7 protein-coding genes are annotated in these 6943 nt (G+C 33.3%); 6 read left to right on the forward strand and 1 reads right to left on the reverse strand.

The window, feature by feature from the left end; all coding sequences use genetic code 11:
- The first annotated feature begins 43 nt into the window (after positions 1-43).
- The 4 genes from IEW40_RS10555 to argH all read left to right on the forward strand — a co-directional run bounded on the left by IEW40_RS10555 (position 44) and on the right by argH (position 4589).
- The gene (locus IEW40_RS10555; RefSeq protein ID WP_188618055.1) at positions 44-985 is read left to right on the forward strand and encodes a Rossmann-fold NAD(P)-binding domain-containing protein; all 942 of its coding nucleotides are present in this window, start codon (positions 44-46) and stop codon (positions 983-985) included.
- Between the two features lie 209 nt (positions 986-1194).
- Positions 1195-1998 carry an acetylglutamate kinase gene (gene argB / locus IEW40_RS10560; RefSeq protein WP_188618056.1) on the forward strand — a complete coding sequence of 268 codons (804 nt, stop codon included), beginning with the start codon at positions 1195-1197 and terminating at the stop codon, positions 1996-1998.
- Positions 1958-3058, forward strand: a complete 1101-nt coding sequence (locus tag IEW40_RS10565; protein WP_188618057.1) for a M20 family metallo-hydrolase — start codon at positions 1958-1960, stop codon at positions 3056-3058. Before argB ends, IEW40_RS10565 begins: the two co-directional genes overlap by 41 nt.
- A 220-nt stretch (positions 3059-3278) precedes the next feature.
- Entirely contained in the window at positions 3279-4589 is a 1311-nt protein-coding gene (argH, locus tag IEW40_RS10570; RefSeq protein WP_188618058.1) for an argininosuccinate lyase, read from the forward strand.
- Positions 4590-4659: 70 nt separating this feature from the next.
- Here argH and IEW40_RS10575 read toward each other — a convergent pair whose 3' ends face one another.
- Positions 4660-5139 (reverse strand): Lrp/AsnC family transcriptional regulator, encoded by a 480-nt coding sequence (locus IEW40_RS10575; RefSeq protein WP_188618059.1) that lies wholly within the window; start codon positions 5137-5139, stop codon positions 4660-4662.
- Between the two features lie 107 nt (positions 5140-5246).
- Here IEW40_RS10575 and dgt point away from each other — a divergent pair, with 107 nt between their 5' ends.
- Both dgt and IEW40_RS14190 read left to right on the forward strand, forming a co-directional pair.
- Positions 5247-6605 carry a dGTP triphosphohydrolase gene (dgt, locus tag IEW40_RS10580; RefSeq protein ID WP_188618060.1) on the forward strand — a complete coding sequence of 453 codons (1359 nt, stop codon included), beginning with the start codon at positions 5247-5249 and terminating at the stop codon, positions 6603-6605.
- A gap of 43 nt (positions 6606-6648) precedes the next feature.
- A partial coding sequence (locus IEW40_RS14190) for a hypothetical protein (protein ID WP_229663434.1) occupies positions 6649-6943 on the forward strand: 295 nt, incomplete at its 3' end.

A 6943-nucleotide genomic window follows, 5' to 3' on the forward strand; every position in this document is an offset into this window, starting at 1 on the left:
AACATAAATTAATATTAAACCTTTGCGTTTAAAATAAATAAAAATGAAACAGTTTCTATCCATCTCAGACGTAGAAAATCTTGAAGACCTCATTCAAGATGCTCTAGAATACAAGAAAAATCCTCTAAAGGATGAACATTTAGCTAAAGGGAAAACCTTAGGCTTAATCTTTATGAATTCTAGCCTTAGAACCAGGATGAGTACTCAAAAAGCTGCAGAAAATCTAGGTTTTAAAGTGATGACTTTCAATGCAGGGCAAGACTTCTGGGCTTGGGAAACTGAAGATGGTGCGGTGATGAATGGCACTACGGTAGAACATATCAAAGATGCTGCAACGGTAATTGGACAATATTGCGATGTAGTAGCAATCCGTTGTTTTGCAGATTTAAAAAATAAAAAATCAGACACGGAAGAAAAGATTTTATCGCTTTTTCAAAAATATGTCAATAAACCGTTGATTTCTATGGAAGCGGCTACCAGACATCCTTTGCAGAGTTTGGCAGACACCATCACCATCAAAGAACAATGGAAAGAAACCAGAAAACCAAAAGTGGTTCTCACTTGGGGACCGCACATTAAACCTATTCCTCACGCAGTTGCCAATTCTTTTGCAGAATGGATGAATGCACAAGATGTGGATTTTGTGATTACGCATCCTGAAGGTTTAGATTTAGACCCAGCTTTTGTTGGCGATGCTAAAGTGACTCATAATCAAGAAGAAGCGTTGAAAGATGCTGATTTTGTGTATATTAAAAACTGGAGTTCTTTTAATGATTACGGAAAAGTAGCAGAAGGTTTTGATGATTGGATGCTGACTGATGAAAAAATGAAAATCACCAACAACGGAAGACCTATGCATTGTTTGCCAGTTCGTAGAAATGTTGAGGTTAGTGATGAAGTTTTAGATTCTGAACAATCATTGATTTTTGAACAATCTTACAACAGATTATTTGCAGCACAAGCTGTTTTGAAAAATATTTTGTAATGAATTTCTAAAACTTAAAGTTTCACTTTAAAAATCTGAGACGCAAAGTTTTATTAAAAAAATAAATAAAAAAAGTGAGCAAAGATTTATTCGCAAGCGAATTGAAAGAGCTTAATAAAGTATAGCTTCATAAAATCAACTAGTTGATTAAACTTTGCTTTCTTATATATGATAAAGATTAAAAAATCTTTGCGTTTAAAACAACAAAAATGCAAAAACAAGAACTATACATCATCAAAATTGGTGGAAACGTAATAGACCATCCCGAAAAGTTAGATGCTTTTTTGAAGGATTTATCTACAATTCAAAAACCGAAAATACTAGTTCACGGTGGTGGAAAATTAGCCACCAAACTCGCCGAAAAATTAGAAATTCCACAAGAGTTTTTTGAAGGCAGAAGAATCACTAATGCAGAAACCAGAGACGTTGCGGTGATGGTTTATGCTGGTTTAATCAATAAAAATATTGTAGCTACTTTGCAGAAAAATGGCTTAAATTCTATCGGTTTTTCAGGTGCAGATGCCAATGTAATTCCCGCGCACAAAAGACCTGTAAAAACCATAGACTTCGGTTGGGTAGGAGATGTAGAAACCGACAAAATAAACGCACAATTTTTAGAAAAAGTAATTTCCGAGGATATTTGTCCAGTTTTTTGCGCCATTACACACGATGGAAATGGTAATTTGCTCAATACCAATGCTGATACCATAGCATCTAGTTTAGCAGTTGCTTTGTCAACACATTTTGAGGTAAATTTGGCGTATTGTTTTGAGAAAAACGGAGTTTTAGAAAACATTGATGATGAAAATTCAGTCATCGCTAAAATTACGCCTGAAACATATATTCAACTCAAAGAAAAAAACATCGTCAACGAAGGTATGATTCCGAAAATCGATAATGCTTTTGCAGCGATAGAAAAAGGAGTAAAATCTGTATTCATCGTCAAAGAAACTTTTTTGAAGAAACTAATTAATGAAAACAACAGAACCAGTGGAACAGAAATCACCCAATAATTTTTTAGAACTTGGCGATAACGCGGTTGAATTGCTCAAAAACCTCATTTCCATACCTTCTTTCAGCAAAGAAGAAGACAAAACTGCGGATTTAATCGAGAAATATTTGCAAGAAAAAGGCGTACAAACAAATCGTGAAAAGAACAATGTTTGGGCATTTAATCATAATTTTTCTCCCGAAAAACCTACCATTTTGCTCAATTCTCACCACGATACCGTAAGACCCAATTCTGGTTATACTTTAGACCCTTTTACACCAACGGTTAAGGATGGTAAATTGTATGGTTTAGGAAGTAATGATGCAGGTGGAGCGCTGGTTTCTTTGATGGCGGCTTTTTTATATTTTTATAACGCTAAAGATTTAAAATACAATTTCATTTACGCAGCAACCGCCGAAGAAGAAAATTCGGGTTTGGATGGAGTAGAATCTGTACTTCCGCATTTCGGAAATTTAGAATTTGCAATCGTGGGCGAACCAACAGAAATGCAAATGGCAATTGCCGAAAAAGGCTTAATGGTGGTAGATTGCGAAGCTTCGGGAACTTCTTCTCACGCCGCTCATCATAATGACGACAATGCTATTTACAACGCGATTAAGGATATAAATTGGATTAAAAATTATCAATTTCCCAATAAGTCTGAGGTTTTAGGAGACATAAAAATGACGGTAACTGTCATCAATGCAGGCAAATTGCACAATATGGTTCCCAATACTTGTACTTTTACCATAGATGTCAGAACTACCGACCAATACACCAATCGAGAAGTTTTAGAAATCATCAGAGAAAATATCAAAAGTAAAGCAGAAGCTAGAAGTTTCAGGTTGAATTCTTCTTCAATTTCCGTGGAGCATCCTATCGTGAAGGCAGGTTTAGAATTGGGCAGAACTACTTACGGTTCGCCTACCACTTCAGACCAAGCTGTAATTCCGTTTCCGTCGCTTAAAATGGGGCCAGGTTTATCCTCGCGTTCCCATAGCAGTGACGAATTTATTTATGTAGATGAAATTTTAGAAGGGGTGAAAATTTACATTCAATTGTTATCTAAAATAGTTTTTTAAAATAATTTGGGCAGCTTTATCCGCCTTCCGCTCCCAATCTTTTTTTTGCCAAAGCTTTTCCAGCTGCAAAAAAAAAGGATTTCCGCTCAAGTCGGGCTGCACCTTTCAACGATGGTAAAATTTGAAATTCGTAATTTTAACGAAGTTAAAAATCATTGCGCCTTAAAACATAGAAAAATTAAATTAAATAATTTGCGCCTTTGCGTTTAAAACCAACAAAATGAGCAAAAAACTTTGGCAAAAAAACAATTTATCAGAAAATCAGCACGCTGCTTTGGTAGAAAAATTTACCATTGGTAGAGATGCAGAATTTGATTTGCAATTGGCTAAATATGATGTTTTGGGCAACAAAGCACACGTGAAAATGCTAGCAACCATCGGTTTGATAGAAGAATCTGAATTGCCAAAAATCTTAGAAGAATTAGACCATATTGCTATTCAAATCGAAGATGGAAAATTCATTATCGAAGAAGGAATAGAAGACGTACATTCTCAAATAGAATTTCAATTGACGCAGAAATTGGGTGATATTGGTAAGAAAATTCACTCTGCACGTTCTAGAAACGATCAAGTTTTGGTGGATATTAAGCTTTTTCTCAAAAACGAAATTCTAGAAATTAAAGATTTGGTTAAAAATCTTTTCCAAACTTTACAGAAATTGAGCAATCAGCATCAAGATAAACTCATCCCTGGTTATACTCATTTTCAAATTGCGATGCCATCTTCTTTTGGGCTGTGGTTTGGTGCGTATGCAGAAGCGTTGATTGATGATTTAGAAATGCTTTTAGCAGCGTATAAAATCACGAATAAAAATCCTTTAGGTTCTGGCGCTGGTTATGGTTCTTCATTTCCGATTAATCGTACTTTAACTACAGAATTATTAGAATTTGAAACGCTAAATTACAACGTAGTTTATGCACAAATGACACGCGGAAAATCTGAAAAAACTTTAGCAACCGCCATTGCTGCAATAGCGCATACTTTGAGCAAATTCGCTTATGATGTGTGTTTATATATGAATCAGAATTTTGGATTTATAACCTTTCCAGATACTTTCACTACGGGAAGTAGCATTATGCCCCACAAAAAAAACCCAGATATTTTTGAGTTGATTCGTGGTAAATGCAATATTTTGCAAGGTGTTCCTACAGAATTGACTTTACTCACCAATAATTTACCTTCTGGTTATCACCGTGAAATGCAATTGACCAAAGAAGTACTTTTTCCTGCGATTAATACCATCAAAGATTGCCTTTACATCACAGAATATACTTTAAATCACATTCAAGTAAAAGATAATATTTTGGAAGACGAAAAGTATCAATACCTTTTCAGTGTGGAGAATGTAAATGATTTGGTTTTGAAAGGTGTTTCGTTCCGTGATGCTTATGTAAAAGTAGGGCAAAGTATTGAAAATCAAAATTTTGAAGCCAATAAAAATTTACAACACACGCACGAAGGAAGCATCGGAAATCTTTGCAACGAAGAAATTTCGCAAGAATTTACTAAAGTTTTTGAAAAATTTAAATAATAGCCAAACAATATTGGTACAAAAAAAGCTGTCTTGTTTAAAAGACAGCTTTTTTAATCTGGCAAACAACTTATTTTTTCTTATTTTCTAAAATTTTATAGGCAGTTTCTCTTTTTATCTCGTTTAGTACGATGCTGCTATGGTATTGATAAATATTAGGCGTATTTGCTAAAACGCTGGTAATAAAGTTGTTATAAGAGTCAATGTTCTTGGTTGCAATTTTAAGCATAAAATCATAGGTTCCAGATAGACTTATCACTTCTTGTACTTCGTCATACTGAACAATCTCTTTCTCAAACTCATCTAGAGAGTTTTTAGATTGGTTTCTGATGGTTACATTGCAATATGCAACGAGTTCTACGCCAATTTTTTTTCTATTCAAAAGCGCTATATATTTTTCAATAGTGCCGTTTTTTTCTAAATTTTTAATTCTTTCGTAAGTAGGGGTGAAAGAAAGCGCAATCTTTTCACCGATTTCTTTTACAGAATAATTAGAATTCCTTTGTAATATATCTAAAATTTGTAAATCTTTTTGATCTAAATTTTCCATTTTTATTGATTTTTTAGGATTTAACAAATATATCAAAAAATAATATATCTTTAATTTATATTACAGAATCACGTCATATTTCTTTTCAAAAAGTATATTTTTGTAGTATGATTCTCAACCAAATTTTCACCAACCAAAGAACAGGGAACCACGCACAGACTGTAGTTTCTAGAACAGATTTTCAAAGAGATTTTGATAGAATAATTTTTTCTTCGGCTTTTAGAAGATTACAAAATAAAACCCAAGTTTTTCCACTTCCGGGAAGCGTTTTTGTACATAATAGATTGACACATTCTCTAGAAGTTTCTTCTGTGGGGAGAAGTTTAGGAAGTTTGGCAGGTGAGTTTATTTCTAAAAAATTTGAGAATGAATTGTCTGAAGAAGCCAATAATTTTTACCTCTACCAACTCAATAATGTAATTGCTGCGGCTTGTCTTTGTCATGATGTGGGTAATCCTGCATTTGGACATTCTGGGGAAGATGCCATAGCTTCTTATTTTGAGAAAAATGAAGCGGATTTAAAATCTAAATTTTCTGAAAAACAATGGGCAGATTTGGTCAATTTTGAAGGAAATGCCAATGCCATTAGAGTGCTTACGCATCAACAAAACGGTAAAGACGAAGGGGGAACTCAGTTGACCTTTACCACATTGGCTAGCATTGCCAAATATCCTTGCGAAGCGATCGCCAAGAAAAAAGGACACATCAATCGTAAGAAATTTGGATTTTTCCAAAGCGAAAAAGAGACTTTTTTAGATATTGCAAAATCTACCAAAATGGTCGAAGAAAGTGGTGAACCGACCATTTACAAGCGCCATCCTTTTGTGTGGTTGGTAGAAGCGGCAGATGACATATGCTATAATATCATCGATATGGAAGATGCTCATCGTTTGGGCATAATTTCAACCAACGATTGCGAAAGTCTTTTCATAGATTTAATAAAATCTGTAAATGAATCTGATGAAAGAAAAGTGAAAGAAAAGCTTAATTTCATCGGTAATAAAAATGAAAGAATCTCTTACCTAAGAGCCAAAGTAATCAATGCCTTAATCATAAAATCTACCACATTATATCAAGAGAATTTCGATAATATTTTGAATGGAAGTCAAGACAAAGCATTGCTCGATATTTTCAGAACTGAAAGTCCTTCGTTCCAAGAAGTAGAGCGATTTTCTATTGAGAGAATTTATGGTCACAGAAGTGTGGTAGAAATAGAAAATGCGGGTTACAACGTTATGTATGAACTTTTGAATCATTTTATTCCGCCTATAATTCTAGAAAAAGAACAAAGGAAATCTTATGATAAAAAAGCACTTCAACTTTTACCAGCTCAATTTATTTATGAAAACGCTTCAGTTTATGAAAGAGTTTTAGGCGTTTTAGATTTCGTAAGCGGAATGACGGATAATTTTGCCACAGATTTATATAGAAAAATCAAAGGAATAGACATTGGGATGACGGTTTAGACATTAAAATTATAAAAGATAAACCAATAGCTAATTATTAAAAATGAATGAGGATAGATTGATTTCAAAATCAGAAAAAAGTAATTTTATTACTGTTATTATATTCTTAGGCATTGTTTTGCTTACATGGTTAGTTTATCTAACGTATACTAATTTTCAACCAAAAATTATTTATGAAGTAAGAACTAAAATAGTAGGAATTTCTGCTTTGGTTTTATTGATTATTTATTGTATTTACTACTATTTAAACATCAAAATTGTATATATTTTTAATAATTATTTTGAAATTAAAACTCTTTTTAAAACAAAAAAATATTTATTTACAGATTTTAAAACCT

Source organism: Cloacibacterium rupense (assembly GCF_014645495.1).
GTDB lineage: Bacteria > Bacteroidota > Bacteroidia > Flavobacteriales > Weeksellaceae > Cloacibacterium > Cloacibacterium rupense.

Coding starts and splice junctions, on each gene's coding strand:
- IEW40_RS10575 (WP_188618059.1), bottom strand. CDS start 5,139: ATGGAAAATTTAGATCAAAAAGATTTACAAATTTTAGATATATTACAA.
- argB (WP_188618056.1), top strand. CDS start 1,195: ATGCAAAAACAAGAACTATACATCATCAAAATTGGTGGAAACGTAATA.
- IEW40_RS10565 (WP_188618057.1), top strand. CDS start 1,958: ATGAAAACAACAGAACCAGTGGAACAGAAATCACCCAATAATTTTTTA.
- argH (WP_188618058.1), top strand. CDS start 3,279: ATGAGCAAAAAACTTTGGCAAAAAAACAATTTATCAGAAAATCAGCAC.
- dgt (WP_188618060.1), top strand. CDS start 5,247: ATGATTCTCAACCAAATTTTCACCAACCAAAGAACAGGGAACCACGCA.
- IEW40_RS10555 (WP_188618055.1), top strand. CDS start 44: ATGAAACAGTTTCTATCCATCTCAGACGTAGAAAATCTTGAAGACCTC.